The 19,275-nt window shown below is 62.1% G+C and carries 22 protein-coding genes; 21 read left to right on the forward strand and 1 reads right to left on the reverse strand.

Annotation, left to right across the window (positions count from 1 at the left end):
• Positions 1 to 909: a protein translocase subunit SecF gene (gene secF, locus ACZ6YA_RS05875; protein WP_465896170.1), complete on the forward strand. Its 909-nt coding sequence runs from the start codon at positions 1 to 3 to the stop codon at positions 907 to 909.
• A 120-nt stretch (positions 910 to 1,029) separates the two neighbouring features.
• Positions 1,030 to 1,572: a glycine zipper 2TM domain-containing protein gene (locus ACZ6YA_RS05880; protein WP_086978102.1), complete on the forward strand. Its 543-nt coding sequence runs from the start codon at positions 1,030 to 1,032 to the stop codon at positions 1,570 to 1,572.
• A gap of 63 nt (positions 1,573 to 1,635) precedes the next feature.
• Here ACZ6YA_RS05880 and suhB read toward each other — a convergent pair whose 3' ends face one another.
• The gene (suhB, locus tag ACZ6YA_RS05885) at positions 1,636 to 2,454 is read right to left on the reverse strand and encodes a type III secretion system regulator SuhB (protein WP_465896174.1); all 819 of its coding nucleotides are present in this window, start codon (positions 2,452 to 2,454) and stop codon (positions 1,636 to 1,638) included.
• A gap of 151 nt (positions 2,455 to 2,605) precedes the next feature.
• Here suhB and trmJ point away from each other — a divergent pair, with 151 nt between their 5' ends.
• The 19 genes from trmJ (at position 2,606) to der (ending at position 19,169) form a co-directional block, all read left to right on the forward strand.
• A complete protein-coding gene (gene trmJ, locus ACZ6YA_RS05890) occupies positions 2,606 to 3,361 on the forward strand; it encodes a tRNA (cytosine(32)/uridine(32)-2'-O)-methyltransferase TrmJ (RefSeq protein ID WP_465896176.1) in 756 nt (251 codons plus the stop codon).
• 3 nt (positions 3,362 to 3,364) lie between these two features.
• A complete protein-coding gene (gene cysE, locus ACZ6YA_RS05895) occupies positions 3,365 to 4,150 on the forward strand; it encodes a serine O-acetyltransferase (protein ID WP_465896178.1) in 786 nt (261 codons plus the stop codon).
• A gap of 179 nt (positions 4,151 to 4,329) precedes the next feature.
• Positions 4,330 to 4,821, forward strand: coding sequence for a Fe-S cluster assembly transcriptional regulator IscR (iscR, locus tag ACZ6YA_RS05900; RefSeq protein WP_008092572.1), 492 nt, complete (start codon positions 4,330 to 4,332; stop codon positions 4,819 to 4,821).
• 47 nt (positions 4,822 to 4,868) lie between these two features.
• Positions 4,869 to 6,083 carry an IscS subfamily cysteine desulfurase gene (locus tag ACZ6YA_RS05905; RefSeq protein ID WP_400797491.1) on the forward strand — a complete coding sequence of 405 codons (1,215 nt, stop codon included), beginning with the start codon at positions 4,869 to 4,871 and terminating at the stop codon, positions 6,081 to 6,083.
• A gap of 46 nt (positions 6,084 to 6,129) precedes the next feature.
• A complete protein-coding gene (gene iscU / locus ACZ6YA_RS05910) occupies positions 6,130 to 6,516 on the forward strand; it encodes a Fe-S cluster assembly scaffold IscU (RefSeq protein WP_007929523.1) in 387 nt (128 codons plus the stop codon).
• Positions 6,517 to 6,551: 35 nt separating this feature from the next.
• Positions 6,552 to 6,875, forward strand: a complete 324-nt coding sequence (gene iscA, locus ACZ6YA_RS05915; protein ID WP_119145642.1) for an iron-sulfur cluster assembly protein IscA — start codon at positions 6,552 to 6,554, stop codon at positions 6,873 to 6,875.
• Positions 6,876 to 6,883: 8 nt separating this feature from the next.
• Entirely contained in the window at positions 6,884 to 7,405 is a 522-nt protein-coding gene (gene hscB, locus ACZ6YA_RS05920) for a co-chaperone HscB (protein WP_465896184.1), read from the forward strand.
• A 42-nt stretch (positions 7,406 to 7,447) separates the two neighbouring features.
• A complete protein-coding gene (gene hscA, locus ACZ6YA_RS05925; protein WP_465896186.1) occupies positions 7,448 to 9,310 on the forward strand; it encodes a Fe-S protein assembly chaperone HscA in 1,863 nt (620 codons plus the stop codon).
• 3 nt (positions 9,311 to 9,313) lie between these two features.
• Complete coding sequence (gene fdx / locus ACZ6YA_RS05930) at positions 9,314 to 9,655, forward strand: ISC system 2Fe-2S type ferredoxin (protein ID WP_465896188.1); 342 nt, start codon at positions 9,314 to 9,316, stop codon at positions 9,653 to 9,655.
• A gap of 10 nt (positions 9,656 to 9,665) precedes the next feature.
• Positions 9,666 to 9,866, forward strand: coding sequence for a Fe-S cluster assembly protein IscX (iscX, locus tag ACZ6YA_RS05935; protein ID WP_024762959.1), 201 nt, complete (start codon positions 9,666 to 9,668; stop codon positions 9,864 to 9,866).
• 89 nt (positions 9,867 to 9,955) lie between these two features.
• Positions 9,956 to 10,381, forward strand: a complete 426-nt coding sequence (gene ndk, locus ACZ6YA_RS05940) for a nucleoside-diphosphate kinase (protein ID WP_008092560.1) — start codon at positions 9,956 to 9,958, stop codon at positions 10,379 to 10,381.
• A 28-nt stretch (positions 10,382 to 10,409) separates the two neighbouring features.
• Positions 10,410 to 11,555: a dual-specificity RNA methyltransferase RlmN gene (gene rlmN / locus ACZ6YA_RS05945; RefSeq protein WP_465896192.1), complete on the forward strand. Its 1,146-nt coding sequence runs from the start codon at positions 10,410 to 10,412 to the stop codon at positions 11,553 to 11,555.
• A 13-nt stretch (positions 11,556 to 11,568) separates the two neighbouring features.
• Positions 11,569 to 12,330, forward strand: coding sequence for a type IV pilus biogenesis/stability protein PilW (gene pilW / locus ACZ6YA_RS05950; protein ID WP_465896195.1), 762 nt, complete (start codon positions 11,569 to 11,571; stop codon positions 12,328 to 12,330).
• A complete protein-coding gene (locus tag ACZ6YA_RS05955; RefSeq protein WP_465896197.1) occupies positions 12,327 to 13,337 on the forward strand; it encodes a RodZ domain-containing protein in 1,011 nt (336 codons plus the stop codon). The genes pilW and ACZ6YA_RS05955 overlap by 4 nt, the downstream gene beginning before the upstream one ends.
• Positions 13,338 to 13,340: 3 nt before the next feature.
• Positions 13,341 to 14,450: a flavodoxin-dependent (E)-4-hydroxy-3-methylbut-2-enyl-diphosphate synthase gene (ispG, locus tag ACZ6YA_RS05960; protein ID WP_400797472.1), complete on the forward strand. Its 1,110-nt coding sequence runs from the start codon at positions 13,341 to 13,343 to the stop codon at positions 14,448 to 14,450.
• A gap of 24 nt (positions 14,451 to 14,474) precedes the next feature.
• Positions 14,475 to 15,764: a histidine--tRNA ligase gene (gene hisS / locus ACZ6YA_RS05965; protein ID WP_465896200.1), complete on the forward strand. Its 1,290-nt coding sequence runs from the start codon at positions 14,475 to 14,477 to the stop codon at positions 15,762 to 15,764.
• A gap of 38 nt (positions 15,765 to 15,802) precedes the next feature.
• The gene (locus ACZ6YA_RS05970) at positions 15,803 to 16,444 is read left to right on the forward strand and encodes a tetratricopeptide repeat protein (RefSeq protein WP_403131067.1); all 642 of its coding nucleotides are present in this window, start codon (positions 15,803 to 15,805) and stop codon (positions 16,442 to 16,444) included.
• Between the two features lies 1 nt (position 16,445).
• A complete protein-coding gene (gene bamB / locus ACZ6YA_RS05975) occupies positions 16,446 to 17,588 on the forward strand; it encodes an outer membrane protein assembly factor BamB (RefSeq protein ID WP_465896450.1) in 1,143 nt (380 codons plus the stop codon).
• 117 nt (positions 17,589 to 17,705) lie between these two features.
• A complete protein-coding gene (der, locus tag ACZ6YA_RS05980; protein WP_465896203.1) occupies positions 17,706 to 19,169 on the forward strand; it encodes a ribosome biogenesis GTPase Der in 1,464 nt (487 codons plus the stop codon).
• Positions 19,170 to 19,275 lie beyond the last annotated feature (106 nt).

Consider the following 19,275-nt stretch of genomic DNA (forward strand, 5'->3'; position numbering starts at 1 on the left):
ATGAAAACCATCAACTTCATGGGCGTGCGCAACGTTGCGTTCGCCATCACCGTCCTGCTGACCGTACTGGCGTTGTTCAGCTGGTGGCACAAGGGCCTGAACTTTGGCCTGGACTTCACCGGCGGTACGCTCATCGAGCTGACCTACGAGCGTCCGGCGGACCTCAAGTCGGTGCGCGCAGAGCTGGTCGATTCGGGTTTCCATGAGGCCATCGTGCAGAGCTTCGGTGCTACCACCGATCTGCTGGTGCGTATGCCGGGCGACGACCCGCAACTGGGTAACAAGGTTGCCGCTGCCCTGCAGAAGGCCGGTGGTGACAACCCGGCGACGATCAAGCGCGTCGAGTTCGTTGGCCCGCAGGTGGGCGAGGAGCTGCGCGATCAGGGCGGCCTGGGCATGCTCCTGGCACTGGGCGGGGTGTTGCTCTACCTGGCCTTCCGCTTCCAGTGGAAATTCGCCGTGGGGGCGATCGTCTCGCTGATTCACGACGTGGTCGTGACCGTGGGTATCCTGTCGTTCTTCCAGATCACCTTCGACTTGACGGTGCTGGCGGCGGTGCTGGCGATCATCGGTTACTCGCTCAACGACACAATCGTCGTGTTCGACCGTGTGCGTGAGAACTTCCGCGTGATGCGCAAGGCGTCGCTGATCGAGAACATCAACGTCTCGACCACTCAAACCCTGCTGCGCACCATCGCCACCTCGGTGTCGACCTTGCTGGCCATCGCCGCGCTGCTGTTCTTCGGTGGCGACAACCTGTTCGGCTTCTCCCTGGCACTGTTCATCGGCGTCATGGCGGGTACCTACTCGTCGATCTACATCGCCAACGTGGTGCTGATCTGGTTGAACCTGAACAGCGAAGACCTGATTCCGCCGGTCAAGGCTGAAGGGGTCGACGATCGTCCGTAAGGCTTAGCCCTGCGCCGTTCGGCGAGCAAAAGGCGCGAGTGTTGAACTCGCGCCTTTTTTTTTGCTCCAAGGCTGGGAGAAGCGCGGGTTGATACCCGCCGGTACGATCAGGAGGTTCACGTGAATAAATCAATGCTGGTGGGTGCGGTACTGGGTGCTGTCGGTGTTACTGCCGGAGGTGCTGTGGCGACCTACAGCTTGGTGAACAAAGGCCCCGAAGTCGCCCAGGTGACGGACGTGCAGCCGATCAAGCAGCAGGTGAAAACCCCGCGTGAAGTGTGCAAGGACGTGGCTGTGACGCGTCAGGCGCCGGTCAAGGACCAGCACCAGATCGCCGGTACCGTGGTCGGTGCCCTGGCGGGTGGCTTGCTGGGTAATCAGATTGGTGGCGGCACCGGCAAGAAGATCGCCACCGTGGCCGGTGCGGTCGGTGGTGGTTATGCCGGTAACAAGGTGCAGGAAGGCATGCAGGAGCGTGATACCTACACCACCACGCAAACCCGTTGCAACACGGTCAATGACATCAGCGAGAAGGTCGTTGGCTACAACGTGACCTACTCCATCGGTGATCAGGTGGGCAAGGTGAAGATGGATCGCGAGCCCGGCTCGACCATTCCTCTGGACAAGAATGGCAAGCTGATCCTCAGCGAAGCGGGCCAGTGATCTGAATATGGCAGCCACAAAAAAAGCACCCGAGGGTGCTTTTTTTGTGGCTGCAATCGGCGCTTAGCGCTTCATGCTTTCTGGCAGGTGTGGCTGGATGGCAGTCAGCACGGCCTTGAAGCACTTGATGTTACCGGCAACGATGTGGCCTTTTTCGAGGTGCTCGTGGCCACCGTTGAAGTCGCTCACCAGGCCGCCTGCTTCCTGGATCAGCAGCACGCCGGCAGCCATGTCCCACTCGGACAGCCCCGACTCCCAGAAGGCGTCGAAACGGCCGGCGGCCACGTAGGCCAGATCCAGGCTGGCGGAGCCGGCGCGGCGGATGCCGGCGGTCTGGCCAGTCAGGGCGCGGAACATGCCCAGGTAGTTGTCCATGTCAGCCATCTGGCCGTCACGGAACGGGAAGCCGGTGCCCAGCAGGGCGCCTTCGAGGCTGGTGCGCGAGCTGACACGCAGACGGCGGCCATTGAGCTGGGCGCCACGGCCGCGGCTGGCGGTGAATTCTTCCTGGCGTACCGGGTCGAGAACGACGGCGTGCTCGAGGCGGCCGCGGTATTTGCAGGCGATGCTGACGGCGAAGTGGGGGATGCCGCGCAGGAAGTTGGTGGTGCCGTCCAGCGGATCGATGATCCACAGGTAGTCCTTGCCTTCTTCGCCGGTGCCCGCGTGCAGGCCGGTTTCTTCGCCCTGGATCGAGTGGTTCGGGTAGGCCTTGCGCAGTGCGTCGACGATTTTCTGTTCGGCGGCGCGATCAACCTCGGAAACGTAGTCCTTAGCCTCTTTCTCGTCCACCTTGATGGTATCCAGGCGTTCGATGGAGCGGAAAATCAGTTCACTGGCGCTGCGAGCGGCGCGCAGGGCGATATTCAGCATAGGCTGCATGGGCGGGTCACCTGGAGATGTTAAAGAAGAAAGCCGGACATTCTAGCAGAAAAGTTTGGCGGCAGAAGTGTCACATTTGCTTTCATAGCGTTACGCTGGTCGGTTCTGTAAGATCGAAACCCTCAAAACCCGCATCTGTGAGCACAACACCTTGCTGCAAAATATTCGTGTTGTTCTGGTCAATACCAGCCACCCCGGCAACATCGGCGGCGCTGCGCGTGCCATGAAAAACATGGGCCTGTCGCGTCTGGTGCTGGTGCAACCCAAGGAATTCCCGGCCGCGGACGCCAGTGCGCGGGCCTCCGGCGCCGACGACGTGCTGGCCACCGCCCAGGTGGTCGACAGCCTCGAGCAGGCGCTGGTCGGCTGTAGCTTGGTAATGGGCACCAGCGCCCGCGAGCGCAGTATCCCCTGGCCGCTGATCGACCCCCGTGAGTGTGGGGCCAAGGCTGTGGAACATGCTGTCGGCGGCGAAGAAGTCGCCCTGGTGTTCGGGCGCGAGCACGCCGGCCTGACCAACGAAGAACTGCAGCGATGTCACTTCCACGTGCATATTCCCTCGAACCCCGGCTTCAGCTCGCTGAACCTGGCGGCCGCCGTCCAGGTGCTCTCTTATGAGGTGCGCATGGCCTGGCTGGCCGTTGCAGGTTCGGCGCCGCAAGCCGAGAAGGTCGACGCCAGCGAGCTGGCGACCATGGATGAAATGGAGCTGTTCTATGACCACCTGGAAAAAACCCTGGTGGACATCGGCTTCCTCGATCCCGAGAAGCCCAAGCACCTGATGGCGCGTCTGCGCCGGCTGTATGGGCGAAGCGCGGTCGAGCGTCCGGAAATGAGCATTTTGCGCGGCATCCTCACCGAGACCCAGAAGGTCGCACGGGGCGAGCCGCATAAAAGGAAGGACTGACAGATGTTCGAACGTCTGCGTGAAGATATCCAGAGCGTTTTCCATCGTGACCCGGCGGCGCGCAACGCCTTCGAGGTACTGACCTGCTACCCCGGCATGCATGCCATCTGGCTGCATCGCCTGGGCAACGCCTTGTGGAAGCGTGACTTCAAATGGCTGGCACGCCTGGTGTCGAACTTCGGCCGTTGGATGACCGGGATCGAAATCCACCCGGGCGCGACCATTGGCCGGCGCTTCTTCATCGACCACGGCATGGGCATCGTCATCGGTGAAACCGCCGAAATCGGCGACGACGTCACCCTGTATCAGGGCGTGACCCTGGGCGGGACCAGCTGGAATAAAGGCAAGCGCCACCCGACTCTGGAAAACGGCGTGGTGGTAGGGGCGGGGGCCAAGGTGCTCGGCCCGTTCACTGTCGGCGCCGGTGCCAAGATCGGCTCCAATGCAGTGGTCACCAAGGCGGTGCCGGCCGGTGCCACTGCAGTCGGCATCCCGGGGCGGATCATCGTCAAGAGCGAAGACTCCGAGCTCGAAGCCAAGCGCAAGGCCATGGCTGAGAAGATTGGCTTCGACGCCTACGGCGTCAGCGGCGATATGCCTGATCCAGTGGCGCGCGCCATTGGCCAGATGCTCGATCACCTGCAAGCTGTAGACGAGCGGCTGGAGGGCATGTGTGGCGCGCTGACCAAGATGGGTAGCGACTATTGTGCGAAGGAGCTGCCGGCCCTGCCGGAAGATGACTTTAGCGAGTTGGCTCAGGTCGCCCAGCGCGACATTCAGTCGCATTGATCGCGCCGCAGTGACGTCATACTGACATATGGGCGTGTGCTCACGCCCCTTTGCTGCTACACTCGCGCCCGCCTCCGAGCTGCCAAACCCGACTAAAGCAGTAGGTCTAATAGTTGACTTAAATGCTCGGGAATCGCATACTCGCACACATCCTGTAACTCCCGTGGTACCCATTAGCCATGCGATTGACTACCAAAGGCCGATACGCCGTGACAGCCATGCTTGACTTGGCGTTGCACGCGCAGCATGGGCCGGTGTCTTTGGCCGACATTTCCGAGCGCCAGGGCATATCCCTCTCTTATCTGGAACAGCTGTTCGCCAAGCTGCGCCGCAGCAGCCTGGTTTCCAGCGTGCGCGGTCCGGGCGGTGGCTACCAGTTGTCGCGGGGCATGGAAACCATCCAGGTGGCCCAGGTTATCGATGCGGTCAATGAATCGGTCGATGCCACCCGTTGCCAGGGCCTTGGGGACTGCCATGCCGGTGATACCTGCCTGACCCACCACCTGTGGTGCGACCTCAGCCAGCAGATCCACGAATTTCTCAGCGGCATCAGCCTGGCCGACCTCGTCATGCGCCGTGAGGTGCAGGAAGTCGCTCAGCGCCAGGACCTGCGACGTGTCGCAGGCCGTACTGCCCAGCTGGACAAGATTGAGACGTCCGCCGTCGACTGACCTTTTAATAGTGACGAGCGACGCCACCGCCTGATAGGAGATACTCAATGAAGTTGCCGATCTACCTCGATTACTCCGCGACCACGCCGGTCGATCCCCGTGTCGCCCAGAAGATGGCCGACTGCCTGCTGGTCGACGGTAACTTCGGTAACCCGGCCTCGCGCTCCCACGTGTTCGGCTGGAAAGCCGAGGAAGCGGTCGAGAACGGCCGTCGCCAGGTGGCCGAGCTGATCAACGCCGATCCGCGCGAGATCGTCTGGACCAGCGGTGCCACCGAGTCCGACAACCTCGCCCTGAAAGGCGTGGCGCACTTCTATCAGACCAAGGGCAAGCACATCATTACCTCCAAGATCGAGCACAAGGCGGTCCTGGATACCGCTCGCCAGCTCGAGCGTGAAGGTTTCGAGGTCACCTACCTCGAGCCAGGTGAAGATGGCATCGTCACCCCGGCCCAGGTCGAAGCCGTGCTGCGCGACGACACCATTCTGGTCTCGCTGATGCACGTCAACAACGAAGTTGGCTCGATCAACGACATCGCCGCCATTGGTGAGCTGACCCGTTCGCGTGGCGTGCTGTTCCACGTCGATGCCGCGCAGTCGGCCGGCAAGGTCGAAATCGACCTGCAAAAGCTGAAAGTCGACCTGATGTCGTTCTCGGCGCACAAGGTCTACGGCCCGAAAGGTATCGGCGCGCTGTACGTCAGCCGCAAACCGCGTGTGCGTCTGGAAGCGATCATCCACGGCGGTGGCCATGAGCGCGGCATGCGTTCGGGTACCCTGCCGACCCACCAGATCGTCGGCATGGGCGAAGCCTTCGCCATTGCCAAACAGGAAATGGCCGCTGAAAACGTCCGTATCAAGGCGCTGAGCGACCGCTTCTTCAAGCAGGTCTCGGACCTCGAAGAGCTGTACGTCAACGGCAGCCAGACTCAGCGTGTACCGCACAACCTGAACCTGAGCTTCAACTACGTCGAAGGCGAGTCGCTGCTGATGTCGCTGAAAGACATCGCCGTATCGTCCGGTTCGGCCTGCACCTCCGCTTCGCTCGAGCCGTCGTACGTACTGCGCGCTCTGGGCCGTAACGACGAGCTGGCGCACAGCTCGATCCGCTTCTCCTTCGGCCGCTTCACCAGCGAAGAAGAAGTCGACTACGCCGCGCAAAAAGTCTGCGAGGCGGTCAACAAGCTGCGTGAATTGTCGCCGCTGTGGGACATGTACAAAGACGGCGTCGACATCTCCAAGATCGAGTGGGCCGCCCACTAAGCAGTCGCCGGCAAGAGCGGCTCCCTGATGAGGAAGGAATTGCACCATGGCATACAGTGAAAAGGTCATCGACCACTACGAAAACCCACGCAACGTCGGCAAGATGAATGCCGAGGACCCGGATGTCGGTACCGGCATGGTCGGCGCCCCAGCGTGCGGTGACGTGATGCGTCTGCAGATCAAGGTCAACGAGCAAGGCATCATCGAAGACGCCAAGTTCAAGACCTACGGCTGCGGTTCGGCCATCGCCTCCAGCTCCCTCGCCACCGAGTGGATGAAGGGCAAGACCCTGGACGAAGCCGAAACCATCAAGAACACCCAGCTGGCGGAAGAACTGGCATTGCCGCCGGTGAAGATCCACTGCTCGGTACTCGCCGAAGATGCCATCAAGGCAGCCGTTCGCGATTACAAGCAGAAGAAAGGCTTGATCTAAGCCGCCCGTTGCTAGGTAAGAGGTAAGGAGTTCCGATGGCTATCAGCATGACAGAAGCCGCCGCCAACCACGTGCGGCGTTCCCTGGACGGGCGCGGCAAGGGCGAGGGTATCCGCCTGGCCGTGCGCACCACCGGCTGCTCGGGCCTGGCCTACGTGCTGGAGTTCGTCGACGAAGTGGCGGGCGAAGACCAGGTGTTCGAGAACCACGGCGTGAAGGTCATCATCGACCCCAAGAGCCTGGTCTACCTCGATGGCACCGAGCTCGACTTCGTCAAGGAAGGGTTGAACGAAGGCTTCAAATTCAACAACCCCAACGTGCGCGGTGAGTGTGGCTGCGGCGAAAGCTTCAACGTCTGAGGCTGGCTGTGGGTACTCCTTGTCATTACGCTCTGTTTGATCTCCAGCCGTGCTTCCGGCTGGACCTCGATAAGCTGGCCACTCGCTATCGCGAACTGGCCCGCGAGGTCCATCCCGACCGTTTTGCCGACGCTTCCGAGCGTGAGCAACGGGTGGCGCTGGAGAAGTCCGCGGCTCTCAACGACGCCTACCAGACTCTGCGCAGTGCGCCGCGCCGCGCCCGCTACCTGCTGGCCATTGGCGGTCACGAAGTGCCTCAGGAAGTCACGGTCCACGACCCTGACTTTCTGTTGCAGCAGATGCAGTGGCGCGAAGAGCTCGAAGAGCTGCAGGACGAAGCCGACCTCGAGGGTGTGGCCGTGTTCAAGAAGCGCCTCAAAGGTGCCCAGGACACGCTGAACGAGGATTTCGCCGCCTGCTGGAACGTGCCTGCCGAGCGCGACAAGGCCGAGCGCCTGATGCGCCGCATGCAGTTCCTCGACAAGCTCGCCCAAGAAGTGCGCCAACTGGAAGAGCGCCTCGACGATTAACCCGGCGTTGCCCGTGATGACGCCTAAGGTATTCAGATAAGCATGGCCCTACTGCAGATCGCCGAACCCGGTCAAAGCCCCCAGCCGCACCAGCGCCGCCTGGCGGTGGGAATCGACCTGGGTACCACCAATTCTCTGGTCGCTGCCGTGCGCAGCGGTCGCAGCGAGCCCCTGCCCGATGTGCAGGGTAACGTCATTCTGCCCTCTGCGGTGCGCTACCTGGCAGACCACAACGAGGTCGGCCTGGCTGCGCGCGAGGCGGCCGCCAGCGACCCGCTGAACACCGTGCTGTCGGTCAAGCGCCTGATGGGGCGTGGCCTGGCTGACGTGAAGCAGTTGGGCGAGCAGTTGCCGTACCGCTTCATTGGCGGTGAATCGCACATGCCGTTCATCGACACGGTTCAAGGCCCGAAAAGCCCGGTGCAAGTGTCCGCCGACATCCTCAAGGTGCTGCGCGAGCGCGCGGAAGCTACTTTGGGTGGTGATCTGGTCGGTGCGGTAATCACCGTGCCAGCGTACTTCGACGACGCTCAGCGCCAGGCGACCAAAGATGCGGCCAAGCTGGCCGGTCTGAACGTGTTGCGCCTGCTCAACGAACCGACTGCCGCTGCCGTGGCCTACGGCCTGGATCAGAATGCCGAAGGCCTGGTGGCCATCTATGACCTGGGTGGCGGTACCTTCGACATTTCCATCCTGCGCCTGACTGCTGGCGTGTTCGAAGTGCTGGCTACCGGCGGCGACACCGCCTTGGGTGGCGACGACTTTGACCACGCCATTGCCGGCTGGATCATCGAGCAGGCCGGGTTGTCCTCCGACCTCGATCCGGCTACCCAGCGCCAGCTGCTGCAAGCTGCCTGCGCCGCCAAGGAAGCCCTGACTGATGCCGACGTGGTCAGCGTCAGCCATGGCACCTGGCAGGGTGAGCTGAGTCGCGCCGCCTTCGAGGCCATGATCGAACCGCTGATCGCCCGCAGTCTCAAGTCCTGCCGCCGCGCCGTGCGCGACAGTGGTATCGAGCTGGAAGAAGTGGGCGCGGTGGTCATGGTCGGTGGTTCCACCCGCGTGCCGCGTGTGCGCGAGGCTGTTGGTACGCTGTTCGGCCGCACCCCGCTGACCTCGATCGACCCCGATCAGGTGGTCGCCATCGGCGCCGCCATCCAGGCTGATACCCTGGCCGGCAACCGCCGCGAAGGTGGCGAACTGCTGTTGCTCGACGTCATTCCGCTGTCCCTGGGCCTTGAGACCATGGGCGGGCTGATGGAAAAGGTGATCCCGCGCAACACCACCATTCCGGTGGCGCGTGCCCAGGAATTCACCACGTATAAAGATGGCCAGTCGGCCATGATGATTCACGTGCTGCAGGGCGAGCGCGAGCTGATCAGCGACTGCCGCTCGCTGGCGCGCTTCGAGCTGCGTGGCATCCCGGCGATGGTTGCTGGGGCGGCGAAAATTCGCGTCACCTTCCAGGTCGATGCCGACGGCCTGCTCAGCGTCGCTGCCCGCGAACTGGGTTCGGGCGTCGAGGCCAGCATCCAGGTCAAACCATCCTACGGCCTGACCGATGGCGAAATCGCACGCATGCTCAAGGACTCCTTCGAGCACGCCGGTTCCGACAAGCAGGCTCGTCAGTTGCGTGAACACCAGGTCGACGGCGAACGCCTGCTCGAAGCAGTACAGGGCGCCCTGGACGCTGATGGCGAGCGGCTGCTCAGCAGTGAAGAGCGCGAAGCCATCGAATTCCAGATGCAGGAACTACGTGATTTGCTGGCCGGCACCGATGGCCCAGCCATCGAGCAACAGACCAAGCGTCTGTCGCAGGTGACCGATGCATTTGCCGCCCGTCGCCTTGATTCGACGGTCAAAGCCGCACTGGCCGGGCGCAACCTGAATGAGATCGAGGAGTAACCGATGCCGCTGGTGACATTCCTGCCGCACGAGAAATTCTGCCCTGAAGGGCTGACCGTGGAGGTGCCGGTCGGGACCAACATCCTGGAGCTGGCCCACGACCATCACATCGAGATGGAAAGCGCCTGCGGTGGCGTCAAGGCCTGCACCACCTGCCACTGTATTGTTCGCAAAGGTTTCGACTCGCTCGAAGAAGCCGACGAGCTGGAAGAGGACATGCTGGACAAGGCCTGGGGCCTGGAGGCCCAGTCACGCCTCGGCTGCCAGGTGGTCGTGGCGGATGATGACCTGACCATCGAGATCCCCAAATATTCGCTCAACCACGCTGCCGAAGCGCCGCATTGAGGAGTTTGGCATGAGCCTGAAATGGGTTGATGTACTTGAGATCGCCATCCAGCTTGCAGAAAGCAAGCCGGACGTCGATCCTCGTTATGTGAATTTCGTAGACCTGCACCGCTGGGTCCTGGCTTTGCCAGAGTTCAGCGACGATCCGTCACGTGGCGGTGAGAAAGTGCTGGAGGCTATCCAGGCGGCCTGGATCGACGAAGCCGACTAAGCGCGACACTGCAGGTTAGGCAATCCCTATGAACCCGCGTATAATTCGCGGGTTTAATTTTTCGCAACACTCATATTCTGGAGTTTTCCATGGCTGTTCAACGTACTTTCTCGATCATCAAGCCTGACGCCGTTGCCAAAAACGTTATCGGCAAGATCACCACTCGCTTCGAAGAAGCCGGCCTGAAAATCGTTGCTTCGAAAATCAAGCAACTGTCCAAAGCCGAAGCCGAAGGCTTCTACGCCGAGCACAGCGCTCGTGGCTTCTTCGGTGACCTGGTTGCCTTCATGACTTCCGGTCCGGTTGTCGTTCAGGTTCTGGAAGGCGAAAACGCCATCGCTCTGAACCGTGAGCTGATGGGCGCTACCAACCCTAAAGAAGCTGCTGCCGGCACCATCCGTGCTGACTTCGCCGAGTCGATCGACGCCAACGCCGTTCACGGTTCGGACTCCGAAGCTGCCGCTGCTCGCGAAATCGCTTACTTCTTCGCTGCTACCGAGGTAACCACTCGCTAAGCGAAAGCTTACGGGTGAGGGTGAATCCATGACGACATCTACTGGCAAAATCAACCTGTTGGGTCTGACCCAGCCGGAAATGGAACAATTCTTCGACTCAATCGGGGAGAAGCGCTTCCGTGCCGGCCAGGTGATGAAATGGATTCACCATTTTGGCGTCGATGATTTCGCCGCCATGACGAACGTCGGCAAGGCCTTGCGCGAAAAGCTCGAGGCGGTTGCCGAAATTCGTCCTCCGGAAGTGGTCAGCGAAGACATTTCCGCCGACGGCACCCGTAAATGGGTGATCCGCGTTGCCTCCGGCAGCTGCGTCGAGACCGTCTACATCCCTACCGATGACCGCGGCACCTTGTGCGTATCGTCGCAAGCCGGCTGCGCCCTGGACTGCAGTTTCTGCTCCACCGGCAAGCAAGGCTTCAACAGCAACCTCACCGCCGCCGAAGTCATTGGCCAGGTGTGGCTTGCCAACAAATCCTTCGGGACCGTCCCGGCCAAAGTCGACCGCGCGATTACCAACGTGGTGATGATGGGCATGGGCGAGCCTCTGCTGAATTTCGACAATGTCATCGCCGCCATGAAAATCATGATGGACGATCTGGGCTATGGCATTTCCAAGCGTCGCGTCACGCTGTCCACCTCGGGTGTGGTGCCGATGATCGACGAACTGGCCAAGCACATCGACGTGTCGCTGGCCCTGTCGCTGCACGCGCCGAATGACGAGCTGCGCAATCAGCTGGTGCCGATCAACAAGAAGTACCCGCTGAAGGTGCTGCTGGAATCGTGCATGGGCTACATGGCCACCTTGGGTGGCAAGCGCGTGCTGACGGTCGAGTACACCCTGCTCAAGGACGTCAACGACCAGCCTGAGCATGCCGCGCAAATGATCGAGCTGCTGCGTGACGTGCCGTGCAAGATCAACCTGATCCCGTTCAACCCGTTCCCGCATTCTGGCTACGAGCGTCCTAGCAACAACGCAATCCGCCGCTTCCAGGACATGCTCCACCACGGTGGTTTCAACGTCACCACCCGTACCACCCGCGGCGAAGACATCGACGCCGCTTGCGGCCAGCTGGTCGGTCAGGTCAATGACCGCACCCGCCGCAGCGAGCGCTACATCGCCGTACGCCAGCTGTCTGCCGACGCTGAGCTTTCAGACAGCGCCGTGCGCCACTGAGTACGGGCCTACCATGATCCTGCGCATCGCGCTGTCGATCCTTGCGCTATTGCTGCTGGCTGGCTGTGCGTCGGACGGGGCGAGCGATCCTTTGGCCAATCGCCAAGGGCGAGTGGAGGCAGGGCGGGCTTACGTGCAGCTGGGGCTTGGCTATTTGCAACAAGGTTTGACCGAGCAGGCCAAGGCCCCACTGGGCAAGGCACTGGGGCTGGATGCCAGGGATCCCGACGCCCACGCGGCGTTGGCCCTGGTGTTCCAAGCCGAAGGCGAACCCTCGCTGGCTGAGGAACACTTCAAAAAAGCGCTGTCGGCAAGCTCGGCCGATACGCGAATTCGCAACAATTACGGCAGTTTCCTATATGCTCAGCAGCGTTTCGCCGAAGCCGAGCAGATGTTTCGCCAGGCCAGCGCCGATACCCTGTATCCTGAACGCTCACGGGTATATGAGAACCTTGGCCTGACGGCCTTGCAGCTCGACAACCGTGACCAGGCACAGGCGTATCTGACCAAGGCCTTGCAACTCAACCAACGGCAACCCAGGGTGTTGCTGGAAATGGCTGAGTTGTCCTACGGAAACAGGCATTATGTGCCGGCGCGGGACTACTACGATCGTTTCAGCCAGCTGAGCGACCACAGTGCCCGCAGCCTCTTGCTGGGCAGCCGTCTTGCCCGGGTGTTCGACGAGCAGGGCACACTGGCCGAGCTGGGTCAGCAATTACAACGACTTTATCCCGGTACGCCGGAATATCAGCAATACCTGTCGGAGCAACGATGAAAGCCGCGCATCCCGAAGTAGCAGCAGCGACTGGCCAGAACCCCGGCGAACTGTTGCGCCAGGCCCGCGAAAAACGGGAGTGGTCGCAAGCCGAGGTGGCTCGCAAGCTCAACCTCACCGTAAGTTCGCTGAACCACGTGGAAACCGGCGCCTTCGACAAGCTGCCAGGGCATACCTTCGCCCGCGGCTATATCCGTGCCTATGCCAAACTCATGGACCTGGACCAAGCGCCGCTGGTCGAGTCTTTCGACCAGTACACCGGTACTCACGCCAAGGGCAGCGAAGTGCATTCGCTGGGCCGTATCGAGGAGCCAGTGCGCCTGTCGCACAACATCCTGCGCGGTGTCAGTCTGTTGCTGCTACTGGCTGTGGTCGGCGGCAGCTTCATCTGGTGGCAGGACCAGGGCAGCCTGCGTGGCACGGATCTGGCCAAGATCGCTTTGGAGCACGTCGAGGTCGAAAGCGCCGACGGGACTACCCAGATCCACCCGCTGGACGAGCCTGAAGACCAGGCCGTGAGCGTCGGCCAGCAGGGCGAGAGCGCGCCGCTGCCGCTGGAACAGGCACCCGCCGAGACGATCGCCGAAACCGGCAGCGAGGCCGCGCCGGCTGCTGCAGCGCCCGCGCCGCTGCAGCAGGCCCCGGTACAAACCGCAGCACCGGCTGCGACAGCCGTTGCACCCGCCGCCCAGGTCGCACCCGTGGCTCCTGCTGGCAGCGTGCCGGCCGTCGCTGCCGTCGCCGAGCCTGCTGCCGCACCGGCTGGCAGCGCCAAGGTTGCGATCCAGTTCACTGCTGATTGCTGGACCTCGGTCACCGACGGCAACGGCAAGGTCCTGTTCAGCGCCATCAAGAAAAAGGGCGACAACCTGGAGCTGACCGGCAAGCCGCCGTTCGCGGTCCGCCTGGGCTTTGCCCGTGGCGCCCAGGTCAGCTACAACGGCCAGGCCGTCGATGTCGCCCCGTTCACCAGTGGCGAGACCGCTCGCCTGAAGTTGGGACAGTAAGTCATGCACGGCGAATCTCCGATCAAACGTCGCGAATCCCGCAAAATCTGGGTCGGCAATGTGCCGGTGGGGGGGGATGCCCCCATTGCGGTGCAGAGCATGACCAACACTGACACCAACGATGTCGCCGCCACCGTGGGGCAGATCCAGCGCCTGGTCGATGCCGGTGTCGACATCGTCCGCGTTTCGGTACCAGACATGGACGCCGCAGAGGCGTTCGGCAAGATCAAGAAGTTGGTCAGCGTGCCATTGGTCGCCGATATTCACTTCGACTACAAGATCGCCCTGCGTGTAGCCGAACTGGGCGTCGATTGTCTGCGCATCAACCCAGGCAATATCGGTCGTGAAGACCGTGTGAAGGCTGTGGTCGATGCCGCCCGCGATCGCGGCATCCCGATCCGCATCGGCGTCAACGCCGGCTCTCTGGAAAAAGACCTGCAGAAGAAGTACGGCGAGCCGACCCCAGCCGCACTGGTCGAGTCTGCCTTGCGCCACGTCGAGCACCTTGACCGTCTGAACTTCCAGGACTTCAAGGTCAGCGTAAAAGCCTCTGACGTATTCATGGCCGTCGAAGCTTACCGCCTGCTGGCCAAACAGATCATCCAGCCGCTGCACCTGGGCATCACCGAAGCCGGTGGGCTGCGTTCAGGTACGGTGAAATCCGCCGTTGGCCTCGGTATGCTGCTGGCTGAAGGCATCGGCGACACCATCCGTATTTCGCTGGCGGCCGACCCGGTTGAAGAAGTGAAGGTCGGCTACGACATCCTCAAATCGCTGCACCTGCGTTCGCGTGGTATCAACTTCATCGCCTGCCCAAGCTGCTCTCGGCAGAACTTCGATGTGGTCAAAACCATGAACGAGCTGGAAGGGCGCCTGGAAGACTTGCTGGTGCCGCTGGACGTGGCTGTGATCGGTTGCGTGGTCAACGGCCCTGGCGAAGCCAAGGAAGCCCACGTCGGGCTGACCGGCGGCACGCCGAACCTGATCTACATCGATGGCAAGCCGGCGCAGAAGCTGACCAATGACAACCTGGTCGATGAGCTGGAAAAGCTCATCCGCCAGAAAGCGGCCGAAAAGGTCGAGGCCGAAGCGGCGCTGATCGCCCGCGGCTGACACACAGATTCGTAAGGACTTTTCGTGAGCAAATCGCTGCAAGCCATCCGTGGCATGAACGACATCCTGCCAGAGCAGTCGCCGCTGTGGCGCTACTTCGAAGGCACCGTGGCCGGCCTGCTGGATACCTACGGGTACAGCCAGATCCGCACCCCGATCGTCGAGTTCACCGAGCTGTTCAAGCGCTCAATCGGTGAAGTCACCGACATCGTCGAAAAAGAGATGTACACCTTCGAGGACCGCAACGGCGACTCGCTGACCCTGCGCCCCGAAGGCACTGCGGCCTGCGTGCGCGCGGTGCTCGAACACGGTATCACCGGCAACGGCCAGGTGCAGAAACTGTGGTACATCGGCCAGATGTTCCGCCACGAACGCCCGCAGAAAGGCCGCTACCGCCAGTTCCACCAGATTGGCGTGGAAGTCTTCAACCTGGACGGCCCGGACATCGATGCCGAACTGATCATGCTGACCTGGCGCCTGTGGGGCCTGCTCGGCATCCAGGACGCGGTCAAGCTCGAACTGAACAGCCTGGGCACCAGCGAAGCCCGTGCCCGCTACCGTGACGCGCTGGTCGAGTTTCTCTCGGCGCGCCTGGAGCAGCTCGACGAAGACAGCCAGCGCCGCCTCAAGAGCAACCCGCTGCGCATCCTCGACAGCAAGGACCAGAACACCCAGGCGGTGCTGGTCGGCGCGCCGAAGCTGGAAGACTACCTCGACGAAGAATCCCGCGTGCACTTCGAGGGCCTCAAGGCCCGCCTGGACGCCGCCGGTATCCCGTTCGTGATCAACACCAAGCTGGTGCGTGGCCTGGACTACTACAGCAAGACCGTGTTCGAGTGGGTCACCGACAAACTCGGTGCCCAGGGTACTGTCTGTGCCGGTGGCCGCTACGATGGCCTGGTCGAGCAGATGGGCGGCAAGCCGACCACTGGCGTAGGTTTCGCCATGGGTATCGAGCGCCTGATCCTGCTGCTGGAAACCCTCGGCAAGGTGCCGGAGTCCATCAACCGTCAGATCGACGTCTACCTGTGCGCTTTCGGCGAGCAGGCGGAGCTGGCCGGCCTGCGCCTGTCTGAAACCCTGCGTGATCGCTTGCCGGGCCTGCGCCTGGCGGTCAACGCCGGTGGCGGCAGCTTCAAGAGCCAGTTCAAGAAAGCCGACAAGAGCGGCGCGCTGTTTGCCCTGATCCTGGGCGACGACGAGCTGGCCAAGCAAGAGGTCGGCCTCAAGCCCCTGCGCGGTCAGGGCGAACAACAGAACATTGCCTGGGATGCTCTGGCTGAGCACCTGGAAACCGCGGTCGCTCAGGCGTAACGCGGTTCAACAACGAATAGGCGAAAAGGAGTATTGGGGTGTCGAGTACCGATGATGATGACCTGGCAGGGGTCAAGGACTGGTGGAACCGTAACGGCAAGCCGCTGCTGACCGGCGCGTTGCTGGCCGGTGTAGTGGTGCTGGGCTGGAATACCTGGCAGAAGTACCAGAGCAACCAGTCGCAAGGCGCCTCGCAGTTGTATCAGGCACTGCTTGAAACCAGCCTGACGCCGAGCGGCCAGCCAGACGCGACCAAAGTCGCGGAACTGTCCGGCAAGCTCAAGAGCGAATTCGGCGGTACCGCCTACGCCCAGTACGGCAGCCTGTTCGTGGCCAAGGTCGCGGTAGAAAGCGGCAAGCTCGATGACGCCGCTGCCGAGCTCAAGGCTGTGCTGGACAAGCCCGCTGATGTCACCCTGGGCGAAATCTCGCGCCAGCGCCTGGCTCGCGTGCTCGCGGCCCAGGACAAGGCCGAGGACGCGCTCAAGCTGCTCGACGGCGATGCTGACAAGGCCTTCCTCGCCAGCCGTGAAGAATTGAAGGGTGACCTGCTGGTGCAGCTGGGTCGCGCCGACGATGCCCACAGTGCTTATGAAAAAGCCAAGGCCGCGCTTTCCGATGAAGCGGCGGTCGGTGGCCTGCAACTGAAGCTGGATGACCTGGCCAAAGGGGACGCGTGACGTGATCGGTTGGAAACAAGCAGCAGTGCTGACCCTGGCCGTACTGGCCGCAGGTTGCAGCAGCAACAGCAAGAAGGAACTGCCACCGGCCGAGCTGACCAAGTTCACCGAAGAAGTGGTGCTGAAAAAGCAGTGGAGCCGTTCGATCGGTGACGGCCAGGGCGAGACGTACAACACCCTGGTACCGGCCATCGAAAACGACCGCATCTACGCCACCGACGTCAACGGCGAAGTCTTCGCTCTCGACCGCATCACCGGCGACGTGGTGTGGAAGAAGGACTTGGAACTGCCGGTTTCCGGTGCCGTCGGCGTAGGCTACGGCCTGGTCATGCTCGGTACCCTCAAGGGTGAAGTGATTGCCCTGGATTCCAGCACCGGTGAAGAACGCTGGCGCTCGCGCGTTACCAGCGAAGTCCTGGCGCCGCCCGCCAACAACGGTGACGTTGTGGTGGTGCAGACTCAGGACGACCGCCTGATCGGCCTCGATGCCGCGACCGGCGACCGCCGCTGGATCTACGAGAACACCCCGGCCGTACTGACCCTGCGTGGCACCGGTGCGCCGATCGCCACCAACCGCCTGGCCGTCGCGGGCCTGTCCACCGGCAAGGTGGTGGCAGTGGACATCAACAACGGCGTGCCGGTGTGGGAGAGCCGTGTGGCCATCCCGCAAGGCCGTTCCGAGCTGGACCGCGTGGTCGATATCGACGGCGGCCTGCTGCTGTCCGGTGGTACCCTGTACGTCAGCACCTACCAGGGCCGCGTCGCGGGCCTGGACCTGGAAAGCGGCCGTGTGGTCTGGCAGCGTGATGCTTCCAGCTACGTGGGTGTCGCCCAGGGTTATGGCAACGTCTATGTCAGCGAAGCTTCGGGTACTGTCGAGAGCGTCGACGAGCGCTCTTCCAGCGCCCTGTGGACCAACGATTCGATGGCGCGCCGTCAGTTGTCGGCTCCGGAAGTCTTCTCCAGCTACGTGGCTGTGGGTGACTTCGAAGGTTACCTGCACCTGCTCAGCCAGGTCGACGGCCGTTTCGTCGGCCGTGAACGTATCGACAGCGATGGCCTGCGCGCGCGCCCACTTGTGGTCGGCGACACCATCTACGTCTTTGGCAACAGCGGCAAGCTCGAGGCACTGACCATCCGCTGAAGCTATGCTCAAGACCGCTGAAGGTCTTGAGTTGCGGCCTAGGACAGGCCGCCCGAACTCCGGCCGCTGCTCTGCAGCGGCCTTTGCATTTTCAAGAATTCAAGAATGGAGAGCCGCATGGTTCCCGTAATCGCCCTGGTGGGACGGCCGAACGTCGGCAAATCCACCATGTTCAACCGCCTGACCAAAACCCGCGATGCCATCGTCGGTGACCTGTCGGGCCTGACCCGTGACCGCCAGTATGGTGATGCCAGCTGGCAGGGTCGTTCCTTCATCCTGATCGACACCGGTGGTATCACCGGTGACGAAGTGGGCATGGACGAGAAGATGGCCGAGCAGTCGCTGATGGCCATCGAAGAAGCCGACTATGTGCTGTTCCTGGTCGATGCCCGTGCGGGCATGACCGCGGCAGACCAGATGATTGCCGAGCACCTGCGCAAGCGCAACAAGTCGGCGATCCTGGTTGCCAACAAGATCGACAACATCGACCCCGACGTCGCCCGCGCCGAGTTCTCGCCGATGGGCATGGGCAACGCCATTCCAGTGGCGGGCTCCCAGGGCCGTGGTATCAACGCCTTGATGGAGGCCGTGCTCGGCCACCTGCCACGCGATGCCGAGGAAGAAGCCCTCGACCAGGACGTCGCCGAAGGCGAGGAAGCTGCGCGTATTCCTGGCCCAAGCGAGAAGGATGGCATCAAGATTGCCATCATCGGCCGCCCGAACGTCGGCAAATCGACCCTGGTCAACCGCATGCTCGGCGAAGAGCGCGTGGTGGTCTACGACGAGCCAGGCACGACCCGGGACAGCATCTACATCCCGTTCGAGCGTGATGGCGACAAGTACACCTTCATTGACACCGCCGGGGTGCGCAAGCGCGGAAAGATCCACGAGGAAGTCGAAAAATTCTCGGTGGTGAAGACCCTGCAGGCGATCAAGGACGCCAACGTGGTGATCTTTGTCATGGACGCCCGTGAAGGTGTGGTCGACCACGACCTCAACCTGCTGGGCTTCGCCCTCGAAGCCGGCCGCGCCATCGTCATCGCCCTGAACAAGTGGGACGGCATGGAATCGGGTGAGCGCGCCTATGTGAAGACCGAGCTGGAGCGCCGGCTGTTCTTCGTCGACTTTGCCGACATCCACTTTATTTCGGCGCTGCACGGCACCGGCGTGGGCAACCTGTACAAGTCGGTTCAAGCCGCCTTCACTTCGGCGGTCACCCGCTGGCCGACCAGCCGCCTGACGCAGATCCTCGAAGATGCGGTCAGCGAGCACCAGCCGCCGCTGGTCAACGGCCGCCGTATCAAGCTGCGCTATGCCCACCTCGGTGGTGCCAACCCGCCGCTGATCGTGATCCACGGCAACCAGACCGAGAGCATTCCCAAGTCGTACTCGCGTTACCTGGAAAACACCTACCGCCGGGTGCTCAAGCTGGTCGGTACGCCGATCCGCATCGAGTACAAGGGCGGTGAGAACCCGTACGAGGGCAAGAAGAACACCCTCACCGACCGCCAGGTCAACAAGAAGCGCCGCTTGATGTCGCACCACAAGAAGGCCGAGAAGAAGCGTCGCGACAAGCGCTGATTTCGCGTCGACTTCTTTGCGGCTAAACCCGCTCCTACACCTTTAGGAGCGGCTTTAGCCGCGAAGAGGCCATTTGATCCAAGGCAATCCCCCTATTGTTTCAACC

Source organism: Pseudomonas sp. NPDC090752 (assembly GCF_055584805.1).

Coding starts and splice junctions, on each gene's coding strand:
- secF (WP_465896170.1), top strand. CDS start 1: ATGAAAACCATCAACTTCATGGGCGTGCGCAACGTTGCGTTCGCCATC.
- suhB (WP_465896174.1), bottom strand. CDS start 2,454: ATGCAGCCTATGCTGAATATCGCCCTGCGCGCCGCTCGCAGCGCCAGT.
- cysE (WP_465896178.1), top strand. CDS start 3,365: ATGTTCGAACGTCTGCGTGAAGATATCCAGAGCGTTTTCCATCGTGAC.
- iscR (WP_008092572.1), top strand. CDS start 4,330: ATGCGATTGACTACCAAAGGCCGATACGCCGTGACAGCCATGCTTGAC.
- ACZ6YA_RS05905 (WP_400797491.1), top strand. CDS start 4,869: ATGAAGTTGCCGATCTACCTCGATTACTCCGCGACCACGCCGGTCGAT.
- iscU (WP_007929523.1), top strand. CDS start 6,130: ATGGCATACAGTGAAAAGGTCATCGACCACTACGAAAACCCACGCAAC.
- iscA (WP_119145642.1), top strand. CDS start 6,552: ATGGCTATCAGCATGACAGAAGCCGCCGCCAACCACGTGCGGCGTTCC.
- hscA (WP_465896186.1), top strand. CDS start 7,448: ATGGCCCTACTGCAGATCGCCGAACCCGGTCAAAGCCCCCAGCCGCAC.
- fdx (WP_465896188.1), top strand. CDS start 9,314: ATGCCGCTGGTGACATTCCTGCCGCACGAGAAATTCTGCCCTGAAGGG.
- iscX (WP_024762959.1), top strand. CDS start 9,666: ATGAGCCTGAAATGGGTTGATGTACTTGAGATCGCCATCCAGCTTGCA.
- ndk (WP_008092560.1), top strand. CDS start 9,956: ATGGCTGTTCAACGTACTTTCTCGATCATCAAGCCTGACGCCGTTGCC.
- rlmN (WP_465896192.1), top strand. CDS start 10,410: ATGACGACATCTACTGGCAAAATCAACCTGTTGGGTCTGACCCAGCCG.
- pilW (WP_465896195.1), top strand. CDS start 11,569: ATGATCCTGCGCATCGCGCTGTCGATCCTTGCGCTATTGCTGCTGGCT.
- ACZ6YA_RS05955 (WP_465896197.1), top strand. CDS start 12,327: ATGAAAGCCGCGCATCCCGAAGTAGCAGCAGCGACTGGCCAGAACCCC.
- ispG (WP_400797472.1), top strand. CDS start 13,341: ATGCACGGCGAATCTCCGATCAAACGTCGCGAATCCCGCAAAATCTGG.
- der (WP_465896203.1), top strand. CDS start 17,706: ATGGTTCCCGTAATCGCCCTGGTGGGACGGCCGAACGTCGGCAAATCC.